Raw genomic sequence first — 16368 nt, 5'->3', positions numbered from 1 at the left:
GAAATTGATATGAAGAAACTACTCATTGTAGCATTGACCCTTTGCACAAGTTATTTAGTAAAAGCCCAGGGAGAATGGGGCCAGAAATTTGAGCAGCTTGGCACAATGCTGCCCACTCCCAATAGCTACCGTACAGCTTCCGGCGCACCCGGAAGAGACTACTGGCAACAAAAAGCGGACTACGATATTTCAGTCGAACTGAACGACAACAATCAGAGCATTACCGGCACCGAAACCATCACCTATCATAATTTGTCCCCTGACCGCCTATCATATCTGTGGGTGCAGTTGGATCAGAACATGAGGGCCAAGTCGTCCAACACTCCCCTGGTTACTACCACGGCAATGTCTGATTCTGTTTCAGGGAAAGCATTGCAGACGATGATCAATGATGCTGACTACGATGGGGGCTTCAAGATTGCCTATGTAAAAGACATGTCGGACAAGGGGCTCAAATACACCATCAACCAAACCATGATGAGGGTGGATTTGCCCAAAGCCCTGGAGCCGGGAGGAAAGGTTTCGTTCAAAATCGCCTGGTCCTACAATATCAATGACCGTATGCTGGAAGGTCCCCGTTCAGGTTATGAGTACTTTCCGAAGGATGGAAACTACGTTTATACCATCGCACAGTTTTACCCCAGAATGGCGGTATACGATGACGTGAATGGCTGGCAGAATAAGCAGTTTTTAGGCAGAGGTGAGTTTACGCTGCCTTTCGGCGACTTTACTTTTAGTGTAACTGTGCCTGCCGATCATATTCTGGGTGCAACGGGTACGCTGCAAAATGCCTCTCAGGTGCTGACACCAGAGCAACTTCAGCGCTTCGAAAAGGCAAAAACGACTTTCGACAAGCCGGTGATTATTGTTACTCAGAAGGAAGCAGAAAAGGCTGAGAAGACAAAGTCGAAGGAAAAGAAAACCTGGACATTCAAAGCTGAAAATGTGCGTGACGTAGCCTTTGCTACTTCCAGAAAATTTATTTGGGATGCCATGGCGGTTGATATCAACGGAAAAACGCCACTTGCCATGAGCTACTACCCCAAGGAAGGCAACCCGCTGTGGGAAAAAGAATCGACAAGAGCGGTAGCCAACACGTTGATCACTTATTCTAAGCATACCATCGACTATCCTTATCCCAAAGCAATTTCGGTTCATGCAGCCTCTATCGGCATGGAATACCCGATGATCTGTTTCAATTTTGGGCGTCCTGATCCTGATGGGAAGTACACAGACCAGAAAAAGTGGGGAATGATCGGCGTGATTGTGCACGAGGTAGGGCACAACTTTTTCCCAATGATCATCAACTCCGACGAACGTCAGTGGACATGGATGGATGAGGGCCTTAACACGTTCGTCCAGTCGCATACACAAAAGGAGCACTACCCCGACATGCCTATCCGCCGTGGATGCGCCTCCTGCATTGTTGACTATATGAAAGGAGACAAGGAAGGCATTCGGCCGATCATGACCAACTCGGAGCAAATCCTTCAGTTTGGCAATAATGCTTATGCAAAGCCTGCTGCAGCACTGAGCGTACTGCGGGAAACCATTATGGGCCCGGAGCTTTTCGACTATGCTTTCAAGGAATACGCCGACCGCTGGGCATTCAAACACCCTTCACCAGCTGACTTTTTCCGTACGATGGAAGACGCTTCGGCCATGGACCTCGACTGGTTCTGGCGAGGCTGGTTCTACACAACTGACCATGTGGACGTGGCCGTTGATAATGTGAAGTGGTACAAAATGGCCACCAACGAAAAAGGCTTCGAAAACCAGGTAACGGCTTCAGGCGAGGTAATGGGAGCCGATGGCAAGAAAGCACCAGCTACTAATTTCCAGGAAGCTGCTGAGACTTTCGTGTTCAGCGGGACTTCCGACGACTCTTACAGAGAGTTTATGAACAAAGTGGATGATGAGGCGATCAAGCAAAAGCATATCAACACCAATTTTTATGAACTGACCCTGAAAAATGCTGGCGGCCTTGTAACTCCCGTTATTATTGAATGGACTTACGCCGACGGCACCAAAGAAAAGGAGTATATCCCTGCCGAAATCTGGAGACACAATGAGCACGAGGTGACAAAGGTGTTTGCCAAAAACAAGGAAGTGGTGAATATTCAGCTTGACCCGGACAAAGAAACAGCCGATGTGGAGCTGGACAATAATGTGTTCCCTCGCCAGGATGTGAAAACCCGCTTTGATCAGTTCAAGGAAAAGAAGAACTGACAGCAGGCCCAAGTAGAAAAATGAAGGAAAAGACCCGGCAGCAGCTGGGTCTTTTTTTTCGAAAATTTGTAGTGGTGCCGACCTTTATGCCGGATAATTATCCCCGCCTATCCCGGTAATAATATCAAATCGAAAAGCTACATTTACCTAAAGCGCTTTTTTTTGACCCCTGAAACAGTCGTTCCAGGGAGATTGTATTACTATCAATTAGCTATATCAAAACAACCCAAAAATGAAAAAATCTTTACTCTTTCTCCTGTGCATAGCCCTATATGCGCAAGTGGAAGCTCAAACCAGCATTAGCGGAAAAATTTCTGACATTGAAGGCAGTCCGCTTATTGGGGCAACGATTGTGGAGCAAGGAACCACCAACGGAACAATTACCGACGTTGAAGGTGCCTTTAAGCTTAGTATCGCCAACCCAAATGCGGTGTTGGTATTCAGTTACATAGGCTATAAAACGCAGCAGGTTCCGTTTACAGGTCAGGCAGAGATAAATATCACCCTTGCCGAAGGCATTACGCTGGGAGAAATACAGGTGGTAGGATCTCGCAGCTACAACAGATCCTCCTTTGAGTCGCCGGTAGCCATCGACGTGATTGATATAGCAGATATTCCTACCAGAAACGGCCAGATAGAGATCAACCAAATTTTGCAGTACGCAGCTCCCTCCTTCAATGCTTCGAAGCAATCTGGTTCCGACGGAGCCGATCATATCGACCCAGCGTCACTCCGAGGCATGGGGCCAGACCAAACCCTGGTGTTGATCAATGGAAAACGGCGCCATCAGTCGTCACTGATCAATGTGTTTGGAACAAGAGGGCGGGGCAATACAGGCACCGATATGAACAGTATTCCGGTAGCGGCAATCAAACGAATTGAAGTACTGCGTGACGGCGCCTCAGCGCAGTATGGTTCAGATGCCATTGCGGGAGTCATCAATATTGTATTAAAGGATCAAACTGACGGACTTACGGGCAGCCTCACTTATGGCGCTTACACTACCCAGAATGCGGATGATTTTGATGCTACGGTGCCGAACGCAAACGGCAAGAACAGATTGTACGACTCGGACAAAAGCTTCGATGGCAACACGGTGAAGTTTGATGCCAATTATGGTGTACCCCTGGGCGAAAAAGGTGGCTTTGCCAACATTACTACGCAGGTGATATCAAAAGACAGAACGCTGCGTCCCGGAGCCTCTTTTCGTGAAGGGTTTGGAGAGGCTGGCCTGAATGGCTTTAACTTTATTATCAACTCCGCCGTGCCTATCGGAGACAACACCGAATTTTATGCTTTTGGTGGCAGAAACTACCGGTCAACCGACGCTTATGCCTTCACCAGAGACAACGAAACGGCACGAAACGTCATTAGTATTTATCCCGATGGATTTACGCCCCGTATCACTTCCATTATCACCGATGTTTCTGCATCGGCTGGCATCAGGCACAAGATGGCAAATGGCTGGCGTATGGATTTTAATAACACATACGGGAAGAACTTCTTTCATTACAACATTAAGAACACCGTAAACGCTTCGCTTGAAGAGGCCTCTCCCACTGAGTTTGACGCAGGAGGGCACAGCATTGCACAAAACACCACAGGCCTTGATTTTTCCAAATATTATAAAGAGGTGATGGCCGGCGCCAACCTGGCATTTGGAATGGAATATCGAACTGAAAACTTCATCATTTTTGCCGGAGAAGAAGGGTCATATGCCACTTATGATGAAAATGGTCAGGTTGTAAGCAGCCCTTCTCAGGTGATACCAGTTGATCCAATTACCGGTGAGGAAAGACCGGGTGGTTCACAAGGTTTTCCGGGTTATAGTTTAGCCAATGAGGTCGACAAAAACCGGTCTAACCTCGGTGTTTATGGAGACGGGGAGCTCAACCTTTCCGATAACTTGCTGATAAGTGGCGCAGTTCGATTTGAACATTATAGTGATTTCGGCAATACCACCAACTTTAAGGGTGCTATCAGATACAAGGTGACTGAGGGATTGGCGGTTCGGGGCTCCATTTCGACAGGCTTCAGGGCACCGTCGCTTGCCCAGGTTTACTATAACCTGCGATTTACAAACTTTGTAGGAGGTACTGCCGAGGAGGTACTGCTTTCGCCCAACAACAGTCCGGTTACCAGGGGATTTGGCATTCAACCGCTTAAGCAAGAGACAGCCGTCAACAAATCTGTGGGGCTGACTTACAATAAGGGCGAATTTAGCGCCACAATAGATGGGTACTTTATCAATGTGGACAACCGCATCGTGCTGACAGACTATTTTGATGCCAGTCAGCTCAATCTCAATGTGGTGTCAGCGCAGTTTTTTGTCAACGGCATTGATACCAAAACTAAGGGAGTTGACTTGGTGGTCACCTGGAAAAAATATATCGGAGACAACAAATTGAGTCTTGGTTTAGTTGGCAACGTCAACGATCTGGAAATAGCGAACATCAAAAATGGCAATCTCGACGCAGACGTCTTTTATGGCCCCCGGGAGCAATACTTTCTGCAGGCAGCGGCGCCAAAATATAAGTTTGGTCTGAACGCCGGTTTTACGATGTCGAAATTCTCCGTTGCTGCCGCAGCGACTCAGTTCAGCAAGATTACGGTTTTGGGCTGGGAGGTTTTCGAATCCGATGCTGACTTCGGAGGCACTCCCGGCGCCGCTCTGCAAGCATCTAAGGATGTATATGACCCAAGGACTGTTATTGATTTGAACATATCTTACAAGATCAGCCCAAAGGCAGACTTTACTCTGGGAAGTAATAATCTGTTCAATGTCTACCCCAGCAAGCAAGATGCGGACTGGACTGACTCCGGAGGATATTGGGACTCTGTGCAAATGGGCTTCTCTGGAGCATATTATTACGCCCGATTAGGATTTACCTTTTAATAGGCCTTTCTCGACAAATAAGTATTTATGCCCGGTCTGGTTTATGCCCGACCGGGCTTTTTGCTGTCTGGCGCACAGTCGGCATTTCCCGTTTCCCAATAAAAAACACCCTTCAACCAAGTATTTTAATGACAATTCGTAGCACTTATTTATTTTCGGCAAATAATATTAACTCACATGACAATTTTGATTAGAACATTAAAAACGCTGATAGTGGTTGCAATATTTTCCAGCCATAGCTATGCGCAAGGAACCTGGGGCCAGAAATTTGAGCAAATGGGCACCATGCTGCCCACGCCAAACACCTACCGAACCGCTTCAGGAGCTCCCGGACGGGAGTACTGGCAACAAAAAGCCGACTACGATATTTCGGTAACCCTTAACGACAACAACCAGTCGGTGACCGGTGAAGAAACAATCACCTATCACAATCAGTCTCCGGACCAGCTCAAGTATCTTTGGTTGCAACTCGACCAGAACATGAGAGCGAAGGACTCCAACACTCCGCTGGTGTCTTCCAGCAGCATGCCTGATACCATTTCGGGAAAGTCGCTGCAGCAGCGGATCACAAAGGATCAGGACTTCGACGGAGGCTTCAAAATCGCCTCAGTAAAGACGGTAGATGGCAAAGCCATTCCTTACACAATCAATAAAACCATGATGCGGGTAGATCTTCCGCAGCCGCTGAAGTCGGGCGCTGAAGTCTCTTTCAAAGTGGCCTGGTCATACACCATCAACGACCGTATGCAGCTGGGAGGCCGCTCGGGCTATGAATATTTCCCCAAGGATGGCAACTATTTGTACACCATCGCCCAGTGGTTTCCACGCATGGCGGTGTACGATGATGTAAATGGCTGGCAAAACAAGCAGTTTCTGGGCTCTGGTGAGTTTGCCCTGGCTTTTGGCGACTACACCGTGCGCATCACCACTGCGGCTGATCATGTGGTAGCTTCAACGGGCGTTTTGCAGAACCCAAAAGAGGTGCTCACAGCTACGCAGCTTGAGCGCCTTGAGAGAGCAAAGAAAAGCTTCGACAAGCCGGTAATAATCATTTCGCAAGAGGAGGCCATCCAAAACGAGAAGTCACGAGCCAAGGGTACTAAAACCTGGGTTTATAAGGCCGACAACGTGCGTGACTTTGCCTTTGTTTCATCAAGAAAGTTTATCTGGGACGCCCAGGCTGTGAAGTTTGAAAACAACACGCCTTTGGCTATGAGCTTTTATCCAAAGGAAGGAAATCCTCTTTGGGAAAAAGAGTCAACCAAAGCAGTGGTAAACACATTAAAGACCTATTCGAAATACACCATCGACTATCCTTATCCGGTGGCACAATCGATACACACCGCCTCGATTGGTATGGAGTATCCAATGATTTGCTTCAACTTTGGCCGTCCGAACCCCGACGGCACGTATTCGCAAAGGACACTCGAAGGCATGGTGGGCGTAATTGTGCATGAGGTAGGCCACAACTACTTCCCCATGATCATCAACAATGATGAGCGCCAGTGGGCCTGGATGGATGAAGGCATCAACACCTTCCTTGAGCACCAGACAGTTGTTGAAAACTACCCTGGTTTCAACACCACCTGGGGCACGCCAGCCGGTGTCATCAACTATATGAAGGGCGAGAAAAATGACCTTCGCCCCATCATGACCAACCCGGAAAACGGACGTTCATTGGGCTACGAAGCGTATGGCAAGCCCTCAGCTGGCCTCGTACTGTTGCGTGAAACAGTGATGGGCCCCGAGCTTTTCGATGCAGCTTTCAAGGAATATGCGCAGCGATGGGCATTTAAGCACCCTTCACCTGCCGACTTCTTCAGAACCATGGAAGACGCTTCGGCCGTTGACCTTGACTGGTTTTGGAAGGGCTGGTTTTACAGTGTGGATGCCTGCGACATAGCCGTAGATAAAGTTACCTGGTACAAAATGAACATTGATGCCAAGGGCTTCGAAAATCAGGTCAAAGTAAGTGGTGATGGTACACTCGGAGGAGATGATACTCCGGTAGAAAATGGCCTTGCTGCGCCAAAGCCATTTACCATGGCCAACACAAAAAGCTCCGAATATGGTGAGTTCAAGAACTCTGTGGACGATAAAGCCATTCAGAAAAGAAATGCCGAAAAGAACTTCTATGAAGTTACTTTCAAAAATGAAGGCGGACTGATGATGCCTATCATTATCGAGTGGTCTTATGCTGACGGCACCAAAGAAGTGGAGAAGATTCCGGCAGAAATATGGAGACTCAACGAACAGCAGGTAACCAAGGTGTTTGCTAAAGACAAGCAGGTAATAGGCATCAAACTGGATCCTAAAAACGAGATTCCTGACATTCAGCAAAGCAACAATGTGTACCCAAGGGTAGACAGCAAAACAAGGTTCGATAAATTCAAAGACGGTTCGAACTAGTCGTGCCCACAGCGAAGGCGTATAGCCAAGCTGGTGGCACGACAAAAAATTGATTGCCTAGGCCCAGTGTGGGCGCATAAAAAAAGGCCCTGACGCTCGACGTCAGGGCCTTTTTTCTTTACCTAAGCCCTGAAAGGGGGATATCCACCTGAAATGGGTGCAGCCCATTGCAATCCTAAAAACCTATCTGATCTTTAGCTCATCCTTAAAGTTCTGGATATAATTGCCCAGCGCCTCATCCATCGTTTCATCAGCGTCCCATTTCGTGCCCAGGTACACATCGCCGGTCACGAGGTGCTTCACATAAAACTTGTATACGGGGGCGTTTACAGGGATAGTTCTCAGAATGGCTTTTCCATTGCTGGTCTTCATTGTAATGTAGTCGGTTTCATTCTTGTCCACCTCATAGTTCAGCATTTCCCTGATGGTGTACCCGGTAGTGTTGAGGTTGAGCAGCACATACTGATAACCCGCATTGTACAGTTTTTTGTCGTCACCATCATATTCCACCAACTCATACTTGAAGGGGTAATCCTGCATAGCGCCTTTCAGTACATTGTTGGAGCTCGCTACTTTAGCGTTGTACTTCTGTATCTCCTTTTCCACATTGTTGTTAACAATGCCTCCGGGCTTATCGGCCGGAATTTCCACCCTGGTGTACATGGGTACCGCCAGCTTGTCAATCTTCAAGTCACCAGCAAAAGATGGGAACCGCCTTTTTGTGATAATATCCACGTCCGTAAAGAACTCGGGCTTCTCCGTGATGAGGAAGTTCTTGTTTTCCTGCTTCGATTTGTAAACCGCCTTGCCCAGGTTTTTCACCACCTTTTCCAAATCCTTGTCCTGATCTTTCCAGGCTTGCTGCCCGTTCGACATATAGGTTTTTGTGCCGTTGTAGGGAGTGATTACCACCACCACTCTTTCACTTTCTTTGCCGGCAATTTTGAGATTCACCTTGCTCAGGAGAATCAGGCTTTTGATCTGACGGGAGTTGAGGAAGTCCGAAAAGGCGTCTGTTACGTCTGAGCCAGCCATCACGTCGTCGATATTGAGGTAGGCAACTGCGTCAATGCCCATTGTTCTGAACTCCCGATGCATTTCGGTGGAGAACCCTCTCCAGTCGCCTCTTTCTGAGGTGCCTCTGTTTTTGGGGGGTACGCTCACCAGCACGGCAGAACGACTCGACAAAAGATCAGCAGGCAGGTCGTTGGTGTAGTCCAGAAACCGAAAACCTGCTATATTTATTTCTTCTTCCTGTGCCTGGGCAGTGAAACCAATCAGGCAAAGGGCAAATGTGAATTTTAACAAATGTCTCATGGGGATATTTCGGATTACTATCATATTCAACAGGGATAAGTTTCTATTATTGTAGGAACAATAGCTATTTACGGAAAAAACGGACAATAGATGGAAAGGAAGCCCGGCGATTCCTTCGGGATTCCCTCCGGCTTTGTAAAACAAGATATTTTCGGAAGAAATGCAAGTAAGAGCAAAAATCATAACACACCGCAAAGGGCATACTTTCATATGCCTGCTGCTTTTCTGTGGGTTCATGAGTCATGCTCAGGTCAGCGTTGACTCCACTAGACTGATGAATGCCTTAAAAGCGCTTTCATCGCAGGAAATGGCTGGCCGGTTGAGTGGCACCAACGGCATTAGCAGGGCCCGTATTTTTATTAAAAACAATTTCAACTACGCCGGACTGCACGAACTCGAGAGCAACTGGTTCATTCCGTTCGATATGAAGGCAAAGAACTACCCGTCGCAGGGAGTGAATGTGGTTGGTTTTTTGAAGGGCGAAAGTGATTCGGCCGTTGTTGTTACCGCCCACTATGATCATCTCGGTGTCAAGAACAGAGAGATTTACTACGGTGCGGACGACAATGCATCTGGGGTGAGCGTATTGCTGGAGGCCGCCTGGCTTTTTGCCGCAAAGAAAACGACACCAAAGTATACCATCATTTTTGCTGCGCTGGATGCTGAAGAAACCGGCTTGCTGGGAGGTTATGCCCTGGTGGAGTACTTGCAAAAGGCCAATATCCCAGTGAAGCTGAACCTGAATATGGATATGGTGAGTAAAGGCTTCAAAGGTGAGCTGTATGTATGCGGCACCTATCACTATCCGCAGTTCAAGTCGCTGATAGATACCGACGGCTCCAGGTATGCCAAAGTTCAGCTCAAGCTGGGCCACGACCAGCCTGGCTCAGGTCACGACGACTGGACGATGTCGTCCGACCATGGGCCTTTTCACAAGCAGAAAATCCCCTTTCTTTATTTTGGGGTGGAAGACCATAAGTACTACCATCAGCCGACGGATACTTTTGAAACAACACCGTATAGCTTCTTCTATCATGCGGCGGAAACCATCACGGGCTTTTTAAACGAGTACCTCTACCAATGAATGACAACAAGAAACGCTGCGCCTGGTGTTTTGGCTTCGATGACTATGTGAAGTACCACGACGAGGAGTGGGGAGTGCCGGTGCACGACGACCGCAAGCATTTCGAATTTTTGATCCTCGAAGGAGCGCAGGCCGGGCTCAGCTGGAGTACCATCCTGAAAAAGCGGTCAGGGTACCGTGAGTCATTCGCTGATTTCGATCCGGAGGTTGTGGCGCAGTTTACTCCACAAATTGTGGAAGAGCTGCTCCTTTTTCCGGGCATCATCCGCAACCGGCTTAAGGTGCAAAGCGCCGTAACCAACGCACAGCAGTTTCTTAAAGTGCAGCAGGAATTCGGCAGTTTCGACAAGTACATCTGGCAGTTTGTGGACAACAAGCCCATTGTGAACCAATGGAAAGACTACAAAACAGCTCCACCGACAACCAAAGAGTCGGACGCCTTGAGCAAAGACCTGAAAAAGCGAGGCTTCAAGTTCGTCGGCAGCACCGTCATTTACGCCCACATGCAAGCCTGTGGCCTGGTGAACGACCATGTGGTGGATTGCTTTAGGTATGGGGAAGTGTGATGATGCTATCATTTGATAGCATCAAGGGGCTGCAATTTCAAACATTGCCTCAAACGGATAGGGTAAGTAGCGCAGCGCCAGGTTACATTCTTCGGAAACCAAATTTAACTTCTACACTTCTTTTTTTTCGTATCGCCTCTATATTATAAGGGTTAACACGTATCGCTTCCTCATAACTTCTCAAAGCTTCAAAGTTCTGTCCCAGTTTAAGCAATGCGTTTCCTTTTGAGCACCAAATATTATCTATTTCCGTTGATGCAAGCTTTATCGCCTCGTCATAGTCCGGTAATGATTCTTCGTAAAGACCGGAATCGTATTTTGCATTTGCTCGATAAAAGAAGTTTTCGTAATTGGCAGAATCAAGTTTAATCGCATCTGTTAAATCTTCAATAGCTTCTCTGTACCGTCGATTAAGTGTATAGAGCCTGCCCCGAAAACTAAACCCTTTCTGGTTTTGAGGTTCAAGTTCTATGGCTGTTTCCAGATCGGCAAGAGCCTTGTCAAAGTTAGAAGACTTTTCGTGTGAGGTACTTCTATTCCTATAGCATTTCGCACACAAGCTGTCTAGCTCTATTGATTTTGTAAAATCCAATATTGCAAAACTGTCCTTATTCAGCTTTGCATACCCAACGCCCCTAAAGTTGAAAACGTCTACTGAAGAGTAGTCGAGGGCAATAGCTTTAGTGTAATTCTCAACTGATTTTTCATATTCCTCAAACTGAAGAAAAATATATGCCTTATTGACATAAGAAAGAGCGTAGTTTGAGTCAATTTCAATTGCCTTTTCATAAAATGAAATCGCTTTACTCTTATTGCCAGTTTTGCTGAAGCAAACCCCTAAATCGTTTAAGAATTTTGGATTTTCTGGATTTTCCATCACCAATTCTTCTAGCAATAATCTAGCTTTCAAAAACTCTTCATTCGAAAAATGCTGTCTTGCAAGGTTGTACTTTTCTTCGGAATCCGATTGGCAGCCAAGTGCCACAACAGTTAAGAATATGAATAAAAATGACTTCATCTAACAACAGCAAATGAGAAGATTAATAACTCAACGTGTATCACTTTCGTGGGATGTTTTCCAAATGCCATTCCTCACAACTCCAACACCAAGTCCTTCTTCTCGAACACCACTTTCCATATACCCCGCCATTCGCCCAGCTTGTAGCCGGTGGCTTTGTCCTCAGGGTAAAGACCTTTGATTTTGTCTGCTACTTCCGGGGTAAGCTCTTTCCCCGGCGTGCCATGGCATTGGAGGCAGAGCGCAGCGCCCATCATGATGGGTCGGGTGTAAACTACCTGTGTGGAATTGTCTTCCATAAATACTTCTTCCCTCGGTGCTTGTCCCTGCTCCACGCTGTAGGTGTAAGCTTCCATAATGGCTATTTCATCGTCAGTGGGTGCGTCTTTTGGGTTGCGCCATTTGTTGCTCACTCGCCTGATGGTAACATGGTTAGCCTTGGATAGTGAGTCTACCAGCGGAAACGCATTGACATTGCAATACTCTAACGCTCCCAGTATGCCCTCCGACTCAATTTTTTTCATCAGGGTTTGAAGCAAAACCTTTTGTGCTGCATCGGTAATGGCCAGTCCCCTTTCTTTGGCTTTGTCAGTAATTTGCGACGGAAGCACGTGCTTCACCTTTCGGTCTTCCATTTCTTTTTTTACTGCCTCGCTATTCCCTTTGTCCATGGGGCCACAGCCGACAGCAATCAGACACACGGACAAGCAAAGGATTATTGGCGTTCTCATAGGCGGGTTATCTAATGATCTGTTAAAATAACCACACTTAATCGAAAAAAGATCAGGGGTTTATTAATTTTGCAGCTTAATTTTTCAGGAATGCTCGATAAACTAGAGGCCATCAAAAAGCGCTTTGAGGAAGTAAGCGACCTTATTGTTCAGCCCGATGCCATGGCTGACATGGCGCAATACACCAAACTGCACAAGGAATACAAGGAGCTTAGCCGCATTGTTGCCAAGCTGGAGGAATATAAGAAGGTAAAGAACGACCTGAAGGGAGCCAAGGAACTGCTCAACAAAGAGAAGGACCCGGAACTCCGGGAAATGGCCAAGATGGAGATTGAAGAGCTTGAGCCAAAAGAGGAGGAGCTGGAGGAAGAGCTCAAGCAATTGCTGATTCCCAGAGACCCTAATGACAGCAAGAACGTCATTTTGGAAATTAGAGGCGGGACCGGCGGCGACGAGGCTGCTATTTTTGCCGGTGACCTTTTCCGCATGTACCAGCGCTTTGCTGAGGAAAAAGGCTGGAAAATGAATGTGCTCGATCTGACCGAAGGCACGTCAGGAGGTTACAAGGAGATTATCGCCACCGTTTCTGGTGAGGACGTTTACGGCATGCTCAAGTTTGAGTCGGGTGTGCACAGGGTGCAAAGGGTGCCGGCCACCGAAACACAGGGCCGGGTGCACACCTCTGCTGCCACAGTGGCGGTGCTACCCGAAATGGAAGAAGTAGAGGTCGACATCAATATGAACGACGTTCGGAAGGACACTTTCTGTTCGTCAGGCCCAGGTGGCCAGTCGGTGAACACCACTTATTCTGCTATTCGTTTGACTCACATCCCCACGGGCATTGTGGTAAGCTGCCAGGACGAAAAGTCGCAGATCAAAAACTTCGAAAAAGCCTTGAAGGTATTGCGCTCACGGATTTACGAGGTGGAACTGAAAAAACATAACGATGAAGTAGGCGCCCAGCGCAAGTCGATGGTGGGTAGTGGCGACCGTTCTGATAAAATCCGCACCTACAATTATCCACAAAGCCGGGTAACCGACCACAGGATAGGGTTAACGGTTTACAACCTTCCGGCGGTAATGGACGGTGACGTTGGTGAATTCATTGAGCAATTGAGGATAGCCGAGCACTCGGAGAAGCTGAAGGATGGAGAATAATTCCGCACTTCCATCGTTCAAAATGCACCTATGTTGACTCGTCGAATCGTATGGCTACTGATTCTTCCTCTTTGGTGGGCATGCACACCCGACGAAGAAGTTTTTTCTGAGCTTTCTGATGAGTCTCTTTACTTTTCCACCGACACGCTCTATTTCGACACGCTGCTGACCACCCAGTTGAGCCCGTCGTACAGGCTGCTGCTTTACAACCCCAACAAGAATGGCGTTATCGTGCCCGGCATTAGACTCAAACAGCTGGAAGGTTCGCCATTTGAATTAACCATTAACGGCCTTTCGGGAAAGGCATTCAACAACATCAAAATTCTGGGCAAGGATAGCCTGCTGGTGTTGGTCAATGGCAGGCTGCCCGTTACGGGTGAGGTCGAAGCGAAGAGAGTGCTGGACTACCTGGAAGTGGTAGGCACCACCCGTACCAATGTGGTGCTGGATGCCTGGGCGCAAGATGCCTCCTACTACAAGGGGTTGAGTGTTATTGAAAAAAACGAAACCTGGCATGCTGGCATGCCCTATGTTGTTTCAGACTCACTGGCTGTCGCCCCTGGTGTAACTTTAACTATTAAGGCGGGTGTTGAAGTGCTTATGCAACCGGGAGCCAAATTGTTTGTACTGGGCACGCTTATTACAGAGGGCACACCAGGCAAAAAAGTAGTCTTCAGAAATACTCGCAACGACAGAGACTATCGGGAAGCTCCTGGCCAATGGGTAGGTATTTATTTCCTGGAGGGGAGTAAAGACAACTTCCTCAATCACACCGTCATCAAAAATGGGGAGGTAGGTTTGAGAATAGGTACGCCCGACGATGACGACATTCCTGATGTAGTGATTGCCAATTGTACGGTTGGCAACATGTCGTCCGATGGCATTCTGGCCTTGACAAGTGATGTATACGCCTACAACACTGTCGTGTACAATGCGGCTCGTTACCTGGTGGCGAACGTGGCTGGCGGCAACTACCGCTACGAGCACTGCACTTTTTCCAATTACCCCTCCGACTTCTTTCGTGAAGACCCTTCCGTCATCTTTTCAGACAATATTTTGTTGGCAAATGAAGAGTTGCTTACGGCGCCATTGCAAGCACGGGTATTCAACAGCGTGATTTGGGGTACGCAGAAGGAGGAGATCGAGTTCAATACCGAGGGTGGATCCAGCTTCATTTACCAGGTAGGCAACAGTTTATTGAAAACAACCAACTCACTGCTGAACGCCAACAACAACCTGATCAACACACCACCAAAGTTCTTCAACGAATTTCTTTACGACTATCGCCCTGATAGTTTATCGCCTCTTATCAACAAGGCAAAATACCTCGACATCGATCTCGATAACCTTGGGCACCAAAGAGACAGCCTTCCTGACATCGGGGCGTATGAATGGGTACCTGGTCAAAAGGAAAACGCCGAGGGATGATCGTCATGCCTGCGCAGGCAGACATCTCAATAATCCACACATTTTCATTGCAACATTGCTGAGGTGTTGTGTTTCTAGCTAATGTTACAAGCGATCCGGCTCCCTGATAACCATGTTGGAAATCAATATATCAATCGCTACTATTAATCATGGAATTTTTTCAAAAAGAGATAACGCTGAAGCCCTACCCAAGAGGGTTTCATCTTATTACCCGGGAGGTGTTGGAGCAGTTTCCCGAGCTGCAAAAAATCAGGCAAGGTGTGCTGCAGGTGTTTATCCAGCACACATCAGCCAGCCTCACCGTCAATGAAAATGCTGATCCTACTGTGCGGGAAGACTTCGAAAGTCACTTCAACAAAATGGTGCCGGAAAGCGCACCCTACTATCGGCATACCATGGAAGGCCCCGACGACATGCCGGCACACATCAAAGCTTCGTTGCTGGGAGCATCCGTGCAGCTTCCGGTCACCAATGGCAGACTCAACACTGGCACCTGGCAGGGGATTTACCTTTGCGAGCACAGGAACTACGGAGGAAGCCGCCACCTGGTGCTGAACGCCTGGGGAAATACGTAGAGCAGCCTTCAAAAGTGCTGTTCTTAGGAACTGCTGACGCCCAAACTTTTGTTAAATGGCGGGAAATAATTGAACCATGGATTTTGACAAAGAAGTAATAACAAAAAGTAAAAACGTGCCTGTTGTTGTCGACTTTTGGGCACCATGGTGTGGCCCCTGTCAGTTTTTAGGGCCGATCATAGAAGAACTGGCCGGTGAGGCCAATGGTGCATGGGAATTGGTGAAAGTGAACTCGGATGAAAACCAGCACTTGTCTGCGGCGTATGGCATCAAGGGCATTCCGGCAGTCAAAATGTTCCATAAGGGCGAGGTCGTTGCCGAATTTACAGGCGCACTTCCCAAACATGAAATTCAAAAATGGCTGGATCAATATTTGCCAAGCGAGGAAAAGGAGCTTTTGAGCCAGATAGAGCAGAAACTGATCGCTGGCGATGAGAACGCTCTGGGCGAATTGGAGAGTTTTATTATTGACTATCCGGCAAGTGATGAGGGGAGGATGCTGATGGCGAGGAGTATTGTTTTGCAGGATCCTTCCACGGCGAGGGAAGTGCTGTTAAAGGTGGTGAACAGAAATAAATTCTTTGAGGAGATTCAGCAAATAGAGGAGATGTCACAGTTTCTGGAAACAGACGTTTCTATGGAAAGTGCCGTGGGGAAAAAGCTTGGGGCAGCGCAGGAAGCTTTTAAAAACGATGACTCCGAAAATGGCATCAGCCTGCTCATAGAGGCGGTCATGACCGACAAAACGTTCATGGACGAGCTGCCCAGAAGAGCTGCTGTGGCTTTTTTTCAGCTTGTTGGCACGCAAAATGAGTTGACAAAAAAGTACCGCCGCAAGTTCGACATGGCACTTTATTGACAAAAACCGCACAAATTAAACGTAGGCGGCCTTATCTGGTCGCTTTTTTTTTACGTTAAGGATACATTACTTAGATGTTGCACTAGAGTTAATACGAA

Annotated in this window: 12 protein-coding genes; 9 read left to right on the top strand and 3 right to left on the bottom strand. The window is 47.6% G+C overall.

What is annotated here, in order from left to right; all coding sequences use genetic code 11:
- Positions 1–9 precede the first annotated feature (9 nt).
- The 3 genes from ACMVP2_RS10680 to ACMVP2_RS10670 all read left to right on the top strand — a co-directional run bounded on the left by ACMVP2_RS10680 (position 10) and on the right by ACMVP2_RS10670 (position 7534).
- Positions 10–2229 (top strand): M1 family metallopeptidase, encoded by a 2220-nt coding sequence (locus ACMVP2_RS10680; RefSeq protein ID WP_416867697.1) that lies wholly within the window; start codon positions 10–12, stop codon positions 2227–2229.
- Positions 2230–2461: 232 nt separating this feature from the next.
- Positions 2462–5125 carry a TonB-dependent receptor gene (locus ACMVP2_RS10675; RefSeq protein WP_416867696.1) on the top strand — a complete coding sequence of 888 codons (2664 nt, stop codon included), beginning with the start codon at positions 2462–2464 and terminating at the stop codon, positions 5123–5125.
- Between the two features lie 177 nt (positions 5126–5302).
- Positions 5303–7534 carry a M1 family metallopeptidase gene (locus ACMVP2_RS10670; RefSeq protein WP_416867695.1) on the top strand — a complete coding sequence of 744 codons (2232 nt, stop codon included), beginning with the start codon at positions 5303–5305 and terminating at the stop codon, positions 7532–7534.
- Positions 7535–7717: 183 nt separating this feature from the next.
- Here ACMVP2_RS10670 and ACMVP2_RS10665 read toward each other — a convergent pair whose 3' ends face one another.
- On the bottom strand, positions 7718–8851 hold the full coding sequence (locus tag ACMVP2_RS10665; RefSeq protein WP_416867694.1) for a hypothetical protein: 1134 nt from the start codon (positions 8849–8851) through the stop codon (positions 7718–7720).
- Between the two features lie 274 nt (positions 8852–9125).
- Here ACMVP2_RS10665 and ACMVP2_RS10660 point away from each other — a divergent pair, with 274 nt between their 5' ends.
- On the top strand, positions 9126–9935 hold the full coding sequence (locus ACMVP2_RS10660; protein WP_416867693.1) for a M28 family peptidase: 810 nt from the start codon (positions 9126–9128) through the stop codon (positions 9933–9935).
- Entirely contained in the window at positions 9932–10501 is a 570-nt protein-coding gene (locus tag ACMVP2_RS10655) for a DNA-3-methyladenine glycosylase I (RefSeq protein ID WP_416867692.1), read from the top strand. The genes ACMVP2_RS10660 and ACMVP2_RS10655 overlap by 4 nt, the downstream gene beginning before the upstream one ends.
- Positions 10502–10583: 82 nt before the next feature.
- On the opposite strand, the gene ACMVP2_RS10650 is transcribed toward ACMVP2_RS10655, so the two are convergent.
- The gene (locus ACMVP2_RS10650; protein ID WP_416867691.1) at positions 10584–11519 is read right to left on the bottom strand and encodes a tetratricopeptide repeat protein; all 936 of its coding nucleotides are present in this window, start codon (positions 11517–11519) and stop codon (positions 10584–10586) included.
- A gap of 74 nt (positions 11520–11593) precedes the next feature.
- On the bottom strand, positions 11594–12250 hold the full coding sequence (locus ACMVP2_RS10645) for a Tll0287-like domain-containing protein (RefSeq protein ID WP_416867690.1): 657 nt from the start codon (positions 12248–12250) through the stop codon (positions 11594–11596).
- A 90-nt stretch (positions 12251–12340) separates the two neighbouring features.
- Between ACMVP2_RS10645 and prfA the strand changes: the two genes are divergently transcribed.
- The 4 genes from prfA to trxA all read left to right on the top strand — a co-directional run bounded on the left by prfA (position 12341) and on the right by trxA (position 16270).
- The gene (prfA, locus tag ACMVP2_RS10640; protein ID WP_339793040.1) at positions 12341–13408 is read left to right on the top strand and encodes a peptide chain release factor 1; all 1068 of its coding nucleotides are present in this window, start codon (positions 12341–12343) and stop codon (positions 13406–13408) included.
- Between the two features lie 30 nt (positions 13409–13438).
- Entirely contained in the window at positions 13439–14836 is a 1398-nt protein-coding gene (locus tag ACMVP2_RS10635; RefSeq protein ID WP_416867689.1) for a right-handed parallel beta-helix repeat-containing protein, read from the top strand.
- Between the two features lie 149 nt (positions 14837–14985).
- Positions 14986–15411, top strand: coding sequence for a secondary thiamine-phosphate synthase enzyme YjbQ (locus tag ACMVP2_RS10630; protein WP_416867688.1), 426 nt, complete (start codon positions 14986–14988; stop codon positions 15409–15411).
- A gap of 76 nt (positions 15412–15487) precedes the next feature.
- Complete coding sequence (gene trxA / locus ACMVP2_RS10625; protein WP_416867687.1) at positions 15488–16270, top strand: thioredoxin; 783 nt, start codon at positions 15488–15490, stop codon at positions 16268–16270.
- Positions 16271–16368: the final 98 nt, after the last annotated feature.

The organism is Imperialibacter sp., assembly GCF_048007035.1.
GTDB lineage: Bacteria > Bacteroidota > Bacteroidia > Cytophagales > Cyclobacteriaceae > Imperialibacter.
The sequence above is the reverse complement of the archived record's forward strand: the minus strand, read 5'-3'. Positions and strand labels throughout refer to the sequence as shown.